The sequence below is a fragment of the Paraglaciecola polaris LMG 21857 genome (genome assembly GCF_000315055.1).
Classification (GTDB): Bacteria; Pseudomonadota; Gammaproteobacteria; order Enterobacterales; family Alteromonadaceae; genus Paraglaciecola; species Paraglaciecola polaris.
This window is the reverse complement of record NZ_BAER01000126.1, coordinates 1-16,201: the sequence shown is the minus strand read 5'-3', so window position 1 is coordinate 16,201 and position 16,201 is coordinate 1. Positions and strand designations below refer to the sequence as shown.

Genomic DNA, 16,201 nt, shown 5'->3' with positions numbered 1-16,201 from the left:
CAACTCACTCAGGAAGTTTATCTAACCAGTTCTTTTTCAAGACCCAGCTTGTGACAGCAATGACAGCAAAGGCGGCCAACATTGACCACCACTGCTGGATCACCAAATAAATAGGCATCACCACTAGGGCGAGCTGCCAAACAATACCGACCACTACGTTAACCAGATCCCGTGAGAACTCCTTGTTTGGCACAAAATCAGGATCTTGCTCCATCACTTTGTCCCGGATCGGCCCCCAGAACCCCCAGGGTTTAACGGTACGGTAGAATTCACAGAGCACCTCATCAGATTCCACCGGTGTTAACAAAGTGCCGGCAATCGAGCCGATTAGGCCGAAAAGTAACAGTAGTGGGAATGCCATAAGTGGCTGAGTATCAGGTAATGCAATGGGCAGCACCAAGGCCCCAATGAGACCAGCCAGCATGCCCCAAAAATAGCCGTAGGCGTTGAATCGCCACCAATGCCACTTCAATAGATTTGCTGCGGCGTACCCACCGAATAAAGCAGCAAAAATCCACTGCATAATGGCGTTAATACTGCCTAGCATCAGGCCTAACCCCATACCAAGCACAACCAGAAGCACCGATACGATGTAGCTCATGCGCACATAAGCGCGACTGTCGGCGTCAGGGCGAAAATAACGGCGATAGATATCATTGACAAAATAAGCGGGGGCGGCGTTAACCGACGCCGCAAAGGTCGACATAAACGCGGCCAATAGCCCCGCAATGAGCAAACCGGTTAGCCCCACAGGAACAAAATTATTGATTGCAAAGGGCAGTATCTGCTCAAAATCGAATTGCTTACCTTGGGCTTGAATGTCAGGCCCCATATATACAATGGCCAGAATCGACAGGCCCGCCACCATCATGTAGCGAGGGAAAAACATCACCAAAGACACCAAACCACTCATTTTGGCGGCATCTTTCGGGCTTTTAGTCGCCAAAATACGTTGCATATCATAGTTGGGCACCGGCCCTGCCATGCTAGATAACACGCCTTTGAATAACATCATCATGATCATCAACCCGAATAGTTCAAGACCATCCTCTTCGACCTTCACATTGACGCTATCGATTAGCCCTTGCCAGTTTAGGTCAAGTTGCCAACTAAAGAGCAGACTGTCCCAGCCTTCTGGTGTCGCAGCTGCTAATTGCTCAGGTGACACCATATACATGGCAATCACCCCCACCGAAACCGCCGCAATAGTCATAATGATAAATTGCAAAATTTCGGTAAATACGACGCTGTACATACCACCTTTAACCACATACACGGTCGTTACCGAAAATATAATCAAGGCGTAGATATCCGGAGATATCTCCCAGGGAAAAAAGATCGCAGCAAACTTACCTATGCCTTTAAAAGCATAAGCGATAAAGCCAATTGCACTGACTAATGCAAACACCACTACCACCATCTGGCTCAATTGTGCGCCTTTGCCAGTGCCGAAACGGGTCTCCATCCACTGAGCGCCAGTCATCACATTTGAACGACGCAGCCAAACTGACAGATATATCATTAAAAATATTTGATTAAATATCGGCCAGATCCAGGGTAGCCAAGCACTCTTTAAACCATATACAAAACACATGGATACTAGCCACATAGTGCCGGCTATATCGAACATACCAGATGCGTTTGATACCCCAAGTGCCCACCAAGGAATGGTTTTTCCACCTAAGAAATAGGAGTCCATGTCGCGACTGGCACGCTTAGAAATATATAAACCGATCAACAAAACCGACACTAGATAGGCCAGGATGACAACAATATCGATCCAACTTAAAATCATGGTTTTATTCCAACCGAACTTTCAATCTCGGACTGTTGCGACGCAAAACTATCGATTAACGAACTCCAGCTCAGCTTCTCGACTAATGCTGTAATGTCCTTGTTATTCATTCTAGGCAAAGACAAACAAATGGTCTTAGGCTGCATAGGTATAAGATCAAAGAAGTTATCGTTAAAGTTACCATCATGCCCACTGACGCTGACATACAACTGGCGAACAAAGGTATCCGTGTCAAACGTCAGCGTTAACTGCTCATGCGCTATCACCTTTGTGCATACAATATTGGCTGACTGCAAAGCCAAGTCTTTGTTCGGTGCGAAAAAGTGCGTATTTTGCGCTAAAGTTTGTGCGCTTTTCACATCAACCAGACTAGCAGTCATCACAGAGCGGCTAAGCTGCTGAGCTGTAACGAGCTTGGCAAATTCAAGACTGAAGATCTCTTGAGAAGCATTGGCTGCTACCTTGACACTTTGCTCATGGGACCACAGAACCTCACCATTAAACTGATATAAACTAACGTGCAATTGCGCCGAAAAGGACGTTAAGCGGTCAGATATCAGGGTAATATCTAGGCTGTCATCGTTTTGCTCAATCACCAACAACTGCTGAGCAAAACTGCGTTTGGCCTGATAATGTAACGCCTTCCAGCGCCCGTAATAGTCAATACCAGACCAAGATGCCGCTGGCCATGTGTCATTCAACTGCCAATATAAAGTGCCCATGCAAAAAGGCATCGCCGCGCGGTGGGCTTCAAAGGCCATTTTCAGCCCTAATGCTTGTTGCACCTGACTGAGGTAAAGCAACTGTTCAAAATCTTTTGGCGGATTAAACTCTTCATCCATATAGCTACGAATTAGCTTGTTGCCCCTAGGGTGCTTTTGATGCACTTGCATCACGGTCGACTCCAACTCTCGGTCCTCTGGACGCGTAAAGCGATGGGTAGACTCAGCAATGGGGAACGATTGAAAGCCATATTCACTCATAAAACGTGGAATACGCTTTTTGTATTCACTGAAGGGCTCTTCCCCATGCCACACGCCCCAATAATGATGATTAGCCTTGTTGTCTTCATCATTTTCCCAAAAGCCTATGGGGGAAGAACGCAGATAAAAACGCTGACTATCCAGCTCGCTCACCACACTAGGCAAGCAGTCATCAAAGAGCGACATATAATCTTGTTTCAAGCGGGTGTAAAGCTCATCTGAATAGGCGAATTTTTCTGCCCACTGCCATTTTTCAATGGCCATATCCACTTCATTATTGCCACACCACATAGCGATACACGGGTGGTTCCGTAGGCGTTTAACGTTATATTCAGCTTCCTGTTTTACATTGTGTAAAAAGGCTTCATTGGCAGGATACAAGGTGCAGGCAAACATAAAATCTTGCCAGATTAAAATGCCGTTACGATCGGCTAACTCATAGAATTTATCGTCTTGATAGATACCACCGCCCCACACTCGCAACATATTCATGTTGCCAGCAACAACCCCGTCAAATAGTTGCTGATGGCGCTCAGCTGTCACTCTATGAATAAAGCTGTCATCAGGGATATAGTTTGATCCCTTCATAAACACCGGATGGCCATTTACTTTAAAATAAAACGATTCACCCATGTCGTCAGTTTGATTGACGACTTCTATCTCCCTTAAGCCGATAGCTAAAGAGTGCTCGGCAAGCACCTTCTCGTCGGTTATCAGCTCAAAGTTAAAATCATATATGAAAGCATCGCCCACACCATTTGGCCACCAGCGCTGAGGATCTGTTAATGAGAAATCCAGCGATATCGTTTGCCCAGCCGACGCCGCTAAAACGTTAATCGACTGAGTTTGATTTAACTGTGGCGCTTGGGCGCAGGTTACCCTGACCTGACCACTAAAGTCAGCCATTGCAGAAACATCTAGATCGAAGCGGAATTGAGCACGCTCAGCAGATAAAGATTGCTGCACAAAATGCACATCTTTTATTTCTAGCGTATCAATAAAAGCCAAATAAATATCACGCCAAATACCCGAAGTAACAAACTTTGGTCCCCAGTCCCAGCCAAAGTGACAAGGGGCCTTACGACAAAAAACACTGAGCTTCTCATCACTTTTGTCATTTTCGGCTGGGTAGGTAAAGCCATTGGCGACAAACTGTGGATACACTTCGTTCATGGGCGAGCGGAAACGCACTTCTATTTCATTTTGTCCTACGATTAACAAAGATCTGCATGCCAAATGTTGACCCACGAACATATTCTGACCGCTGGCTAAAGGCTGACCATTAAGATAAATATCGCAAAATGTATCTAGCCCTAACGCCACCAGCTTGACTTCACTGTGCGCCAATTGCGCCGCCGTAATATTAAATGCGCGACGGTAATGCCAGTCCTTTTTTTCTATCCACTGCAGATGAGACTCATTATCTTGGACGAAGGGATCATCAATTAATTGGTGCGCTAATAGATCGGTAAAGTTGCAACCTGGAACGGTGGCACTTCGCCATTGCTGTTCATCAGCCTGGCAAAATTGCCATTGCCCATTGAGTGCCAGCGTCGTCATTTGTGTCTTATCTTGTTTGTTAATCATATAAACCAGTATTTAAAGTGGGGCGAGATGTCTAACGCGGGCCCGCCCAATGAATAATCGCCCGCGATAAAAATGTTTGTTTATTAACGGTTTGTCACTACGCGTAGTTCACCGCTTGGTACAGTTGCCTAACTTTGCTTTCGTCCACTAGACCATGGGACAACACAGATGAATAAGCATGAAAAGAGTAGCCAACACTCGAGGTCAGTTTTCCGGCTATGGTCGTCGCGTTAGTGGCATTGACACTGCCCGCAATAACCAACTCCAAGCATCCGTTTGCACCATCTAAATAGCTTTGTAAGGAGCCCACATGCTGTGCCGCGTTACTCTCAGCCCCCCAAGGTGCGCCAGCGCTTAAAATTCGCTGCACGCCTAGTTCGGCTAAGGCCATAATGGATGCAACGGGTGTCCGTAATGCATCAAATGCCCGGTGAAATGTCACCTGTAGCTTTGCTTCGCTGGCAACCGCTAACAGTTGCTCAAGGGCTGGAATATCCAACGCGTTGGCCCTGGTCAGGGCGCCGAGCACAACGCCATGCATACCGGCTTGGCTAGCAAGGGTGATTTCGCGCTTCATCTGTTCTATTTCGCCCATCGAATAACAAAAATCACCGGCTCTGGGACGTATCATCGCCAGCAGAAGCAATCCTTCAGGCGCCGCTATTTTTGCTTTGTGCAAAGCATCTGTGCTGGGGGTTAGTCCCTCATGCTCCATTGAACTGCACAGCTCCACCCGAGTCGCACCGCCCGAATATGCCGCCTTAACTTGCTGGGCAATATGCGCGCTATCATCACAACCTAAGCAGATTTCAATTTCGACCATCACTTAATCGCCAGCTCGCCCAAATTAACCGAAACATCTGACGACTGAGCGGAGAAAGACACCCCTAATTGCACAATATGCTGTGCTGCTAGCTTATTAAGGGGAATGGAATAACGGTACCATTCTCCTTGGTGCTCACTCTTAGGGCTATAGTCCGACAAGGCGTATATAGTGCGTTCACCGCTCGCCGCCTGCAGATAAAAAGACATGCTTTGGCTACCACCTTTTATGGTTAACGTAGCGACCTGCTCGTCACCGAGAACAAAATTGGTTTGATACAAAGGAATACGCGCATCTTGTGATTGCAATTTCCCCTCAAAAGCCAATGAACTGCCACCTGAATAAACGTGCTCAAAATCGTAATGTGGATCTAAGTTCTGACTGCCATATACCGCAAATTGCCAAGTGGGTAGCAAGTCTTGCTTGCTCATGTCTGTCCATCCATCGGCGGTTTTTTGCCCATCCTCGATCAGTACCTTACCTTGGCCAGTATTAAAGTGAGTGATAAACGGCAGGTTTGAAATCGTTGTTTTAGCAGGCAAATAGCGGCCAATCCCAGGCCAACTTTTTTCATCGTTGACGGCAAGATTCAAATCATCGCCAGTAAACAGGCGTTGCTCTGTCTGGTAGAAGCTAAGGGGATCTTGGGCATTATCTTTAAAATGGCTAAAAATAGGAGTGTGGTCTTCACCCGCAAAATTGAAATTAAAGTTCGGTGCGAACAAAGCAATGGACGTAAGCCCGTGACCCGATTCGGTATCGAATAAATCATTTAGCCACTGGCTGCGGCTAAATGCACGCTGGGCATTACGGCTGGGCCATAAGTCGGCTCCGAAATATAGATCATAGCGCGAGCGCCCCAGTTGCTGAGCAATCTCTACAGAGCTCTCCACCATGGGCTTATTCCACCAGTAATTCATAAACATGGCATCGGCACTGTGAACACCTTGACTGAGGAATGCCTTATTTTTGTCATTCAGCTCGTTTTGCCAGCGCACCTCACCATTTTCAAGCATGGAATCATACCAATGGATTTCCATTCCTTGGGGGGCGATAGCGGTTAGGTATTGCATAAATGCCAGTATTTTTTTGCCTAAGGCCGCGCCACGCTCAGGGTCTCGCTGACCTTCAACCAACTCATTGTTTGCATCTTTAATGGCAGTGAGATTGGTTTCTTGATTCATCAGCCAACCATCAAAACCATAATACTGAGCAATATCCACCAAACGATGGGCCATGACAAAACGGCCTTGTTCATCCTGTTTGAGCAGTTTCTCAGCAGTGTCTGGACTACCGCCATATTTAGCAATAGCCAAGAAAATTGACCCTATAACCTTCACCCCATTTTTATGGGCAGTATCAACCCAGGGTTTAGCCGGAAGTTGCACCACATGGTCCGCCGTGCCCGCAAACCAGTTCAATACGTCGATTTGTGACCAGTGAGTAAAGTTGTACAAATTAAATTTAGGCTGGGTAACTAAGTAGTTTGCGAAGTTATTCATGCCATCTGGGGCATATAGCACCTTGGCCCGGGTATCTAAACTCCCTCGGGTGTCGTCAAGCTGAGCGGGGTAACGTCTGGCTAATGGCACAGTAGAAATATTAGCCGGCGAGGTAAACTCACGCTCAGGTGCCCAGTTCATTGCTTGCTCTAATGTTAACGCGAACGGGGCTTCATTCGCCCGAATCGTCAGCTCATCAGCATTAACCGCAAGGGCGCACAATACCAATAACAACCCAGCAATTTTGCCCATTACAAAACCTCTCCTAATAAGTTTTTGCCGTCGTTTAAACGTGTACCGTTACTGTCCTGCACCGCGTAGTTAAAGCCAGGTTGAATGCAGTATGCGCCGTACTCACCGGCTTTATTAAGCGCAATAAATCCGACCTGAAACTCAGCAAAATTATCTAATCGGGTAGCGATGCGCTCTACCGCCTTTTTGCACGCTTCTTGAGGAGATGCCCCTTGGCGCATTAATTCGACGACCAGATGACAACCGACCGTTTTCATCATCAGTTCGCCCATCCCCGTTGCGGTGGCACCACCGACTTCGTTATCCACATATAAACCGGCACCTATGATAGGAGAGTCACCGACTCGTCCAGGTAACTTGTATGCCGCACCGCTTGTGGTGCAGGCGCCACTTAAATTCCCCTGTGAGTCGAGGGCTAACATGCCAATGGTGTCGTGATTTTCAATATTTATCTGTTTTTTACCCTGACCGGATGCACGCCAGTCTTGCCAATCTTTTTTGGCTTGTGGTGTTAATAAATCTTGTATATCAAAGCCTTGTTGTAATGCGAAGTCTTGGGCGCCTTGGCCCACTAACATGACGTGAGGGGTTTCCTCCATCACCTTTCGTGCCACAGAGATGGGATGCTTGATGCCCTGTAGATAAGCCACCGAGCCACAATTCATGTTCTCATCCATGATACAGGCGTCTAATGTCACATTACCTTCACTGTCTGGGTAACCGCCGTAACCCACTGTGCGCACGTTAGGATCCGCTTCGGGTACACGCACACCTTGCTCGACAGCATCTAAGGCACGGCCACTGTTATTGAGCACCTGCCATGCGATTTTATTGGCTGCCAGCCCGTGTTCCCAAGTCGAGATCACTATTGGCTTGTTTGTCTTCTGAGCTGCCAGAACCGATTGACTACTTGCGGTTAGCGTTGCAAAAATACCGCTCAAAAACGAAAATCTTAAAAAGCTTCTACGTGTGGCTGTCATTTTTTATCCTTTATTGTGCTGCTTATGTAGGCTAGACACCGGTTAAACTCGTTTTAGCTAGCAGCATGGCACCAAATTCAGCCGACGCCTTACCTGCAACAATACTGTGGGAAAAATTCTCTTTTAGGCGGCTTTGCAGACGATGGGCGACGCTGCCAACCAGCACAATGTCACTGACACCCATTGCATTTAATTTTCGGATCACTCGCTGTAGAAACTCTGTTGCCTGTTCAACGATTGCCTTAGCAAGCAGATCGCCTTGAGCGGCATGCTCGAACACTAATGGCGCAAAGGTAGCAAATTCCGTTGAACTGCCCTGATTTAAGCGGGTAGCAAGGGATAATATGTCTTCCTGCTGAGTCATAGCCTTTAGCATGCTGGTTGCTGGCCCTATGTCATCATAAGCCAGTAAGGCGGCCTTCACCGCTTGTAAACCTAACCACGATCCACTGCCTTCGGCATTAATTGGAAACCCATAGCCACCGATTGAATGCTGGACACCATTGACCATACCTAGGGCACTGAAACCCGTACCGAGAATAATGACACCGCCATCTTTACCTTGATGCATGCCGGTTACCGCTGCATGCAAATCTGTGGTGCAGTAAAATGATTTAAACGGATGCTGCCACAGTTCCATGGCTAACTGCATACTGGGCAAGTGCAAGCCAGCAATGCCGGCACCCACGTTTAGTTGGCTAAGCGCCACATGCTTTAATTTAGCATCATCCAGCGCCTGCGTAGCAGCCTGTAAAATGGCGTCTTGCGCTAACGATAAACCGTTAACGGGATTTGCTGGCCCGCCAATGCCAGAACCAAGCAATATGGAGTCTGAGCTGTATATAGCGGCTCGGCACTGCGTACCGCCGCCATCAATTCCAAGGTAATAATCATCATGCATAGTAAATATTTATATGTGTCTATTGGAAATATATTAAGGGTAATAAAAAGCCCACCAAATAGTCAGTGGGCTTTTGAGTTTCACTTACGTTTACTCAGCGGGACCAATCAACTCAATTTCGGTAATTTGCATTAAATTACTGTCACCTTTGTTTTTGGTGATATTGATTCGATAGCTGGAATACGCAAAACCGTTTTGCATTTCGAACAACTTACGCTCAAAGCGGCTATCGAAGCTTTCGCCAACCCAAGACTCAACTTCTTGCCAAGTTGCTCCGCCGTCATTTGACCCTACAACCGTGAAGTTTTCTGGATCGCGTTCTGGTGCGTCATTGGCACTGGTGATAGCAATACTATTGACGATTTTGGCGGTAGCAAAGTCAAGTTGCACCCAAGATGGTTCCTCAACAGAGGGCACACCGCCATTATCTAACCACTTAGTCGTAAGCAGGTCATCAAAGGCCATGGTTTCAGCTTCGTTGTCACTGATACGTGCTCGACCTGTAATTGTCGTACCGGCAGTTGATGAAACATCAACAGACGTGAACTGAGGTCCAATCAATTCAATTTCAGCTATTTGCATCAAGCTGTTATCACCTTTATTTTTAGTGATATTGAAACGATAGAAGTTAAAGCCAATGTCATTGGCAAAGGTGTATTGCTTGCGCTCGAAGCGCTCGTCGAAGCTCTCACCTAACCAGCTGGCGAGTTCAGTCCAATTTTCATTGTCGTTTGACGCCCACACCGCGAAGTTTTCAGGATCACGCTCAGGAGCATCATTTGCGCTAGTAACGGCCAGTGTGTTGACTGCAGCCGCTTCAGGCAAGCTGACCACAACCCATGATGGCTCTTCAACAGAAGGTGCACCACCATTATCTAACCATTTGGTTTGAACGTCATTGTCAAAGGCCATTGCCCCTGCTTCACCGTCACTGATGCGCGCGCGCTCAGTGTAAGTCGCTCCTGCACTATGGCTGTGTTGAACACTTGGGATTTTAGGCCCAATCAGTTCAATCTCGCCTAATTGCATTAAGTTGCTGTCGCCTTTGTTTTTGGTAATATTTAGGCGGTAGGTGCTATAAGCCAAAGCGTTATCGGCACTAAATAATTTACGTTCAAAACGCTCATCAAACGACTCGCCTAACCAATCACCGATCGTTGTCCAAGTGACACCACCATCGTTAGAACCCACTAAGGTGAAATTTTCAGGATCCCGCTCTGGACCATCGTTAGCACTGGTAATGGCTAATACGTTAACCGCTACTGCTTCAGGGAAATCCACTTGGACCCATGATGGTTCTTCAACACTCGGTACCCCGCCGTTATCCAACCATTTACTTTGCGCATCATTATCAAATGCCATGGTTTCAGCTTCGTTATCGCTGATACGGGCTCGACCTGTTATCGCGCCGGTTCCCACAGGATCAGTATGATCTGTACTCGCATAAATTGGGCCAACCAACTGAATTTCGGACAACTGCATTAAGCTAGTATCACCCTTATTTTTGTTGATATTTAAGCGATAGAAGGAATACTCTAAACCATTAGAAAATGAAAACTCTTTACGTTCAAAGCGTTCATCAAATGACTCACCTAAAAAGCTGGCCAAGGTAACCCAATTTTCACCGTCATTTGAGGCGAGTAAATCAAAGTTTTCAGGGTCGCGTTCAGGCGCATCGTTAGCACTGGTAATAAACAAACTGCTGACAGCATGTCCTTGGGTAAATTCAAGTTGAACCCAAGATGGCTCTTCGACGCTAGGTACACCACCGTTATCCAACCACTTGCTGTCCAGATCTTTATCGAAAGCCATGATTTCTGCTTCACCATCACTGATACGGGCTCGTCCAGTAATAGTCGCGCCGGCTAAATTAGCTAAGGTCGTGACTTCTTGCACCGGACCGCTATTTTCATCTGCGATAGCAAAAGATAACCCCACATCGATAATGCTTTCAGGGGAAATACCCAACTCAGACAAAAACGGCACTGCGCTGACAGAAGCAAACAGGCGCTCTCGGATTGGCGTCAAGGCTAACGTGTCGCCTTCGATAGCAGCCGTAATAGCCACATTGACTGCGTCAAACCGTTCGTTAAAACTCTCGGTTTGGGCAATATTGGCAAAAGCTGCATTCGCTAGCGACATTGTGATAATGGCAGGCGAGGCAAGTACATCAGTACATTCTTCTAGCGCAACATCGTTACCGTCAGCATCAGTAGTGGTCACTGTTGTGCAGTCTTCACCCACCACAAAATTAGCGTAAGACTCACCGCTAATTAATTTAGTTTCGAACAAGTTAGTACTGGCAACTGATACGCCTAAGGCACGTAGTGCCAGTTCAGAGGCGGTCACCGCTTGCAAGTCAAACAATACTTTTTGGCTGATATTCGCGCCATTGGCAACCGCGTTTTCAACTAGCGGCGTCGCTATGGTCGTCAGCGCGTTGGCTTGAAAAGGTAAGTTACTGCTATTGGCTTGTGCACCATAAGGCACATTGACAAAAGATAAAGATTTAAGCACGGTGCCAGTTAACGGCTCACCACTTAATTCTTGCCCCATATCAACTCCGGCGCAATCGATAGCATCACACATCATACTTGTGGCATCCGTGGCTGTAACCGACACCTTAAAAGGACTGTTGATGCCGAAACCAAGGTCGCTTTGAACGACCACGTTTACGTTTCCCGAGGCATCAGTGAGTTCACCACTGGTGATGCTAATGGGAGAATTGTTCATTTGGGCAACGCTGATTTGAGCACTGTCTAAGCTGCCTTTTACCGCAGTACCTGTCAGGGTAGCCGCAGTCGTAACACGAGTGTCTACTGCGTCATTAGGGTTCGGGTCATCAGCACTGCCACCGCAACCGTACAAGGTGCTCATTGCCATCAGCATAGCCGCTGTGGTTTTATTCATTGTGAGCTTTTTCATTATTATTCCTCAATTCAATCTGTCTATTACGTTCCATTGCACCAGCCCTTTAGGACTGGCTGCACGCATTAAAATCTGTAGTTGATGCCGGCGAAGAGTCGACGACCACTGTACGAGTTAGTTAAAAATCGTACTTTCGTGTCATCCCCTAAATGGACGTAGTCTTCTGACTTGGTCAGATTGATGACCGATGCACTCAGCGTAATATCTTCGGTAATGCTGTAGCTGGCGTTCACGTCTATCTGATCATAGGTATCGCTGAAACGGTTTATATCCCAATCTTCAGCCAAGGCACCAATAGTCGGACCTCTGCGGTTATACGAAATACGAACGCTATAGTCATCGTTTTCATAGAAGGCAGATAAGTTACCTTGATATTTAGAGCTGCCCGTTAAGGGTGACTCACCCACAATTTGCCCGTCAGCTTCAACGGTCGCAGCACTCGTGATATTGCGCGTGTAGTTACCCGACACACCAAAACCATTGTCAAAGAAGTGCTGGAATGAGAACTCGACACCCTTAGATTCAGCGTCTGTGCCGTTTGCAGAGGTATCAAAATCGCGCACCACAATATCGCCACCAACACTGACCGTGCCGCCACCTGATTCGACCAAGGTGAAAGTCTGGTCTGGCACACTGGTGTTAACATCCAGTACGAATGGCACAACAAAGTTATCGATATTTTTCAAGAATACCGCCAAGCTAACGCCTGAGCCTTCGCCGTAGTAATACTCTAAAGACAAGTCATATTGCACGGACTCAAGAGGACGTAAAGATGCATTACCTCCGCCACCGGTCCAACCTTCACGGTCACGAATAGGATCAAAGTCAGGACGGTCGCTAGAGTCCGCCTCCCATTCACTTGAACGGTAAGTTAGCGTTTGGAATTGACCAAGATCGGCATAATCAGGACGAGAAATCACTTTTGCCGCCGCACCGCGTAATACCCAATCATCATTTAAATCCCAAGCAATGTTAAAGCTTGGCAATACATGGCTATAAGAATTTTCTTTAGGATTGACTATGATATCGCGCACAATGCCATTCACTTGCGCTACGTCTTCGCCTTCCAAATTAACGCGGTCTAAGGCAAAAACGAGACGATCACTGGCGGTATTGGTATTCACTGTGTCAACAAAGCGTACCCCGAAGTTACCCCGGAATTTTTCCCATTTGTAGTCAGCTTGGACATAGGCCACTTTGACTTCTTCTTCGACTTCGTAAACGAAATCAGGCTCAAAACGGGTATAACGTTGAAAATTATTCTGTAATTCGCTTTGGTATTTATTCCAATTCACCACAGGGAAGATATTGGTATTGATCGAACCACCAAGATTACCTAAAGGTTGATCAGCAATAACGGTCGTTAACAGCGGAATACCGCCGTTTCTAGAGTAATCATCATCCAATGTAATGCCACCAGGGCGCGCTTCGCCCGCGGCTACATCAAAGTCTTTATCTAAATAGTAAGTGTTACGTGTATCACGGTGAATAGAGCCTTTACGATATTTCAGTCCAAAACGTAAGGTCTCAACTATGCCCCAGTCCACAAACCAATCTGTGTCAATTTGAGCGTAATCTTCTTCTTGTGTGCCACCAACAAAACTAGAATCTGTGGCACCAATATCTGCTTGGCCGCCTTCACCCGCTTTTAAGCGATTGAATATTTCAGGGTCGATATTGGTGATCAAGTTTTTGTCTTCAAAGCGCCAGCCCCAATAATCTGCTGTACCGCCAGAATAGTAAGCTGCACGGTATTTTTCACTCGGTCCACCTTCCGCTTCAGTATGGCCGGCTACAAACTTCACATTGAAATCGCTACCTTCATACTCCATGAAAAAATCGAAAGTATCAGAAGTGGATTCTTCCACTATATATTCACCGTTCATCCGAGGAATTTGAGTATCCAGTGCTTCTCCTGAGACCGCTCGACTGTAGTCGATACCAGTAACATATTCGGCATCCGCATCCACAAAGATGTCAGTCCAATATTGGTTGGTATCGTGCCACTCAGGGTATTCAAGTTGATGTAAAATGGAATCAAGTCCCAACTTAAACTGAAAGTAGTTAAAACCCACTTCAAGGTTATCAGTAGGGCGCCACTGTGCGGTGAATTGCACACCGGTACGTTGTCTGTCTTCTTCTAGTACTTCTTGTACAAAACTCTGACGAGCATAGCCTTGGGCACCGCCCTCTACGTCTTGTCCATTTCGACGCTCGGTATACTGGAAGTTCTGGTTAATAATGTTAACCCGAGACGTTTGCGTACGGTTGGTTCTGTCTTGTTGCGTGAAACCCACCAAAAAGCCGAAGTCTTCCTCATCTGTTTTCCACGAATAAATGCCACTTAACTGGGGCTCATACTTATCGGTAATATCTGCGTAGGTATACTCTAGGCTGACCACACCAGAATTTTTCTCCATATCCAGTGGCTTGCGGCTATGTACGATAACCGTACCACCAACACCCCCTTCATCGAGACGCGCTTCTGACGATTTAAATAATTCTACTTTGCCCACTAAATTCGACGGCAATAATTCATAAGAAAACGAACGAGAAGGGTCACCCGAAGAGGCCGCGATGAAGTTTCCGTTTAACTGAGTAAACGTTAGGTTAGGGGATAGACCACGAATACTCACACTTGAGCCTTCACCGCCGTTGCGTTGAATGACCACACCAGGGACGCGCTGCAAAGAGTCTGCAACGTTCTTATCTGGGAACTTACCTATGTCTTCGGCCGTAATCGCATCGACCACTGCATTCGATAAGCGTTTAATGGCTAAGTTTTCCGCTGCTGATGCGCGAATACCACGAACCTGAATCACTTCGGTTTCTGCATCACTTGTGCTGGAGTTATCATCTGCTTGTTGCGCAAATGCATGCGAGGGCGCGACGCCCAATGCACACACAACTGCTAAACTCAGCATGGATTTACCAAATATTTTGTCACTGGTGTTGTTCATATGTGTTTTCCTAATCGCCATCGGATATTTCCGCTTTAACTAAATGTAACCGTGAACATAAGTCACGGCCTACTTCAGTAACTGCTTATTTTTTCTTTATTCACGCTATCTATAGGTCATTTCATTGGTAATTTTCTCACCAACAAAATGTAATCGATTACAATTTACTGGAAAAATATAGTGCCCCACACTTCACATGTCAACAACACAAGTTAAAAAATATACAAAAAATTAACAACCATGCACTGAAAAGGCTTTTTAATATTTACCTATTTCAGTCATAAAACTCAGCTTAAACCTTATTTAAACGGGGGCGGGACCGCTACTTTGACGTTCAAGTAATTGAAAAGGCAACATTTCGCTGCTTCGGGTAAGGGGAATGCTATTAATGAGGTCGCTAAGCACTTCCATGCCTCTGCGTCCCATTTCGTATGCGGGTTGATCTATAGTTGTTAATGGCGGATTCATGAATGCCGAGACTTTAACATTGTCAAAACCGACCACCGAAATATCATTAGGAACATGTAATCCTTGACGGTGGATTTCATGCATCGCACCAATCGCAATATCATCATTAAAGCAAATCACAGCGGTAGGGCGAGTCGGTTTTGCCAGTAGTTGACGCATACTCTCAATGCCATTTTCAATGCTATAACTCTGTCCCACGATCATGTCTTCGTCAAACTCAATATCCTCTTCAGCCAAGACACTGCGTAGCCCAGAGAGACGATCTTTATGTATTTGACTGACCACTTGACCCACAATGACGGCAAACCGAGTATGCCCGTAACTGACCAAATGATGAACCAAAGCTCGGCTGGCAGCATAGTTATCAAGGGATACTACAGGATATTTTTTTTCAGAATGGATACGCTCACAGACACTGACCATGGGAATGGTTTCAGCCAATTTGGCGTCGTCGTCAGAAAAGGGAAACGAATGGTCGAGTTGAATCAGTCCATCTGCACGATTGGTCAATACCATAGAAGCGTAATCACTTTCGCGCTTGCTGTCGCCTTGGGTATCACAAAGCAGTACCGTAAAGCCGCGCTCTTGAGCAGCCTGCTCGATCCCTCCAATGATGCGCATAAAAAACGGGTTGACCAAATTAGGCACTAAAACCACTATGGTGTTTGTGCGTCCAGTTTTCACACTAGTTGCTAGCCAACTTGGTCTGTAGCCAGCTTCTCGCACGGCTTTCATTACTTTTTCTTTGGTGCGAGCAGTGACCATATCGGGCATTTTAAGTGTGCGTGATACCGTTGCTGTTGATACTCCAGCGAGTTCACTTACTTTTTTTATATTCGTCATCTACGACTTCACTTCCAAGAAACAGGCTGATCCATGCCCGAGGTTATTTTATGACACTGCCATACCAACAGTCTTACTTAATTTAAATACCTGAATATGTAAATAATATCAATAAAGTAGCAAAAGTAATTATTGTAATCGATAACAAATATACCAGAAATAGCACTTAAAGTGACCAT

9 protein-coding genes are annotated in these 16,201 nt (G+C 46.3%); all 9 read right to left on the bottom strand.

All coding sequences use genetic code 11. The features are described from left to right. Positions 1–4: 4 nt before the first annotated feature. The 9 genes from GPLA_RS20030 to GPLA_RS19990 all read right to left on the bottom strand — a co-directional run bounded on the left by GPLA_RS20030 (position 5) and on the right by GPLA_RS19990 (position 16,022). Positions 5–1,795, bottom strand: coding sequence for a sodium:solute symporter family protein (locus GPLA_RS20030; RefSeq protein ID WP_007106832.1), 1,791 nt, complete (start codon positions 1,793–1,795; stop codon positions 5–7). Then, on the bottom strand, positions 1,792–4,365 hold the full coding sequence (locus tag GPLA_RS20025; protein ID WP_007106831.1) for a beta-mannosidase: 2,574 nt from the start codon (positions 4,363–4,365) through the stop codon (positions 1,792–1,794). The genes GPLA_RS20030 and GPLA_RS20025 overlap by 4 nt, the downstream gene beginning before the upstream one ends. Before the next feature lie 97 nt (positions 4,366–4,462). Beyond that, entirely contained in the window at positions 4,463–5,188 is a 726-nt protein-coding gene (locus GPLA_RS20020; RefSeq protein WP_007106830.1) for a copper homeostasis protein CutC, read from the bottom strand. Next, on the bottom strand, positions 5,188–6,942 hold the full coding sequence (locus GPLA_RS20015) for an endo-beta-N-acetylglucosaminidase (protein ID WP_007106829.1): 1,755 nt from the start codon (positions 6,940–6,942) through the stop codon (positions 5,188–5,190). The genes GPLA_RS20020 and GPLA_RS20015 overlap by 1 nt, the downstream gene beginning before the upstream one ends. Beyond that, a complete protein-coding gene (locus GPLA_RS20010; protein WP_007106828.1) occupies positions 6,942–7,922 on the bottom strand; it encodes a N(4)-(beta-N-acetylglucosaminyl)-L-asparaginase in 981 nt (326 codons plus the stop codon). Before GPLA_RS20010 ends, GPLA_RS20015 begins: the two co-directional genes overlap by 1 nt. 31 nt (positions 7,923–7,953) lie before the next feature. After that, positions 7,954–8,823 (bottom strand): BadF/BadG/BcrA/BcrD ATPase family protein, encoded by an 870-nt coding sequence (locus GPLA_RS20005; protein ID WP_007106827.1) that lies wholly within the window; start codon positions 8,821–8,823, stop codon positions 7,954–7,956. 90 nt (positions 8,824–8,913) lie between these two features. After that, the gene (locus GPLA_RS20000; protein WP_007106826.1) at positions 8,914–11,748 is read right to left on the bottom strand and encodes a discoidin domain-containing protein; all 2,835 of its coding nucleotides are present in this window, start codon (positions 11,746–11,748) and stop codon (positions 8,914–8,916) included. A gap of 68 nt (positions 11,749–11,816) precedes the next feature. Next, positions 11,817–14,711 (bottom strand): TonB-dependent receptor, encoded by a 2,895-nt coding sequence (locus GPLA_RS19995; protein ID WP_007106825.1) that lies wholly within the window; start codon positions 14,709–14,711, stop codon positions 11,817–11,819. 303 nt (positions 14,712–15,014) lie between these two features. Next, positions 15,015–16,022: a LacI family DNA-binding transcriptional regulator gene (locus tag GPLA_RS19990; protein WP_007106824.1), complete on the bottom strand. Its 1,008-nt coding sequence runs from the start codon at positions 16,020–16,022 to the stop codon at positions 15,015–15,017. Positions 16,023–16,201 lie beyond the last annotated feature (179 nt).

Excerpts from the sequence above, each read along its gene's own strand:
- GPLA_RS20030 (WP_007106832.1), bottom strand. The coding sequence starts at position 1,795 with ATGATTTTAAGTTGGATCGATATTGTTGTCATCCTGGCCTATCTAGTG.
- GPLA_RS20025 (WP_007106831.1), bottom strand. The coding sequence starts at position 4,365 with ATGATTAACAAACAAGATAAGACACAAATGACGACGCTGGCACTCAAT.
- GPLA_RS20020 (WP_007106830.1), bottom strand. The coding sequence starts at position 5,188 with ATGGTCGAAATTGAAATCTGCTTAGGTTGTGATGATAGCGCGCATATT.
- GPLA_RS20015 (WP_007106829.1), bottom strand. The coding sequence starts at position 6,942 with ATGGGCAAAATTGCTGGGTTGTTATTGGTATTGTGCGCCCTTGCGGTT.
- GPLA_RS20010 (WP_007106828.1), bottom strand. The coding sequence starts at position 7,922 with ATGACAGCCACACGTAGAAGCTTTTTAAGATTTTCGTTTTTGAGCGGT.
- GPLA_RS20005 (WP_007106827.1), bottom strand. The coding sequence starts at position 8,823 with ATGCATGATGATTATTACCTTGGAATTGATGGCGGCGGTACGCAGTGC.
- GPLA_RS20000 (WP_007106826.1), bottom strand. The coding sequence starts at position 11,748 with ATGAAAAAGCTCACAATGAATAAAACCACAGCGGCTATGCTGATGGCA.
- GPLA_RS19995 (WP_007106825.1), bottom strand. The coding sequence starts at position 14,711 with ATGAACAACACCAGTGACAAAATATTTGGTAAATCCATGCTGAGTTTA.
- GPLA_RS19990 (WP_007106824.1), bottom strand. The coding sequence starts at position 16,022 with ATGACGAATATAAAAAAAGTAAGTGAACTCGCTGGAGTATCAACAGCA.